Annotated in this window: 1 protein-coding gene and 1 pseudogene; both read right to left on the bottom strand. The window is 72.5% G+C overall.

The window, feature by feature from the left end; all coding sequences use genetic code 11:
* Positions 1-183, bottom strand: a pseudogene (locus EIO58_RS18190) (DUF2520 domain-containing protein); the annotation flags it as partial.
* Positions 180-1221 (bottom strand): PH domain-containing protein (locus tag EIO58_RS18185; protein ID WP_164861878.1); only part of this gene is annotated, 1042 nt, incomplete at its 5' end. The gene EIO58_RS18185 and the pseudogene EIO58_RS18190, both read right to left, overlap by 4 nt.

Below are 1221 nucleotides of genomic sequence, written 5' to 3'. Positions count from 1 at the left end.
CCGCACGACCTCCGTCACGTCGAGCACCGGCGCATCGGGAAGGATCGCCTCGACGCGGTCAGGGTCCGAGCCCGCGGTGATGCCGACCAGGGCATGCCCTGCCCCGGCGAGCGCGGCGCCGATGGCCGGACCGACGCGTCCGGCGCCGATCACGCCGACTCCGAGGCGTCCCTCCCGGCTCACCCGCCGTTCTCCTCGGTCGCCGCGTGCACCGCGGAGGCGGACGGAGCGGCGGGCTCGGCATCCGTCGCCACCGCCCAGCGGTGCGTGCGATCGTCGGAGGCGGCGCGGACCGTTCCGCGGGCGACGCCGTCGAAGAGCTCGAGCGCGGTGTCGCGGTCGATCGCGGCGAGGTATGGGTACACCGGACCGGTGACGACGTGCGGGCGTGCGTTCGAGACGCGTGTCATCCGGTCGAGCGGGCCCTGGTAGAGACCGAAGCTCTGCAGGCGGGCGAGGGGCACGATCGCGAGCTTGCGCCACAGGATGCCCCGGCGCAGCAGGAGCAGGTCCGGCATCAGCCGGAAGCCGTTGCGACGCCACGACAGCGGGCGGATCCACCACGCTCGGCGCGGCGAGTTCGTGAAGGTGTCGTCCTCGCCGGGCCCGCCCATGCCCTGCTGCACGATCAGCGCCCACTCGCTCTCGGGCACGCCGGGCTGCAGCAGCCGCAGCACGCGCTCGACATCCTCGATCGTGCCCACCGGGAGGACCGTCGTGAACTGGTCGGTGTTCGTGTCGGTGGCGCTGCGGCCGGTCAGGCGGTTGATGCGGACCATCCACCATCCGGCGGGGCGCCACAGGATCGGCTGTGTCACCTCGACCGCGTGGATGCGTCCGGGCGGCACGATCTCGGTGATCGTCGTGAGGAGTCCGAACGTGATCCGCACGCCGTCGGGCGTCGGCGCGATCGAGTAGCGCAGGGACCGCACGATGGAGCGCACCCAGTAGGCGCCGAAGCCGATGATCGCCGGCACGAAGCCGAACAGCAGCCACGTCACGCCCTGCGAGACGCCCACCACGATCGCGGCGAATGCGAGCAGCAGCCCGACCGTCGACATGCTCAGGATGTGGGATGCCACGAGGCGTCCGACCGGGATGTTCACCACGGACTCCGGCACCGCAGCCGGTGCCTCAGCGCCCTCGATCATGCCGGTCAGCTCGCGGCCGACGGTGTGACTCAACGCGGCGACGCGGCCGCCCTGGCGCGGTCCTGCGCCC

Source organism: Microbacterium sp. CPCC 204701, assembly GCF_004010105.1.
GTDB lineage: Bacteria > Actinomycetota > Actinomycetes > Actinomycetales > Microbacteriaceae > Microbacterium.
This window is presented reverse-complemented; position numbering and strand designations above follow the sequence as displayed.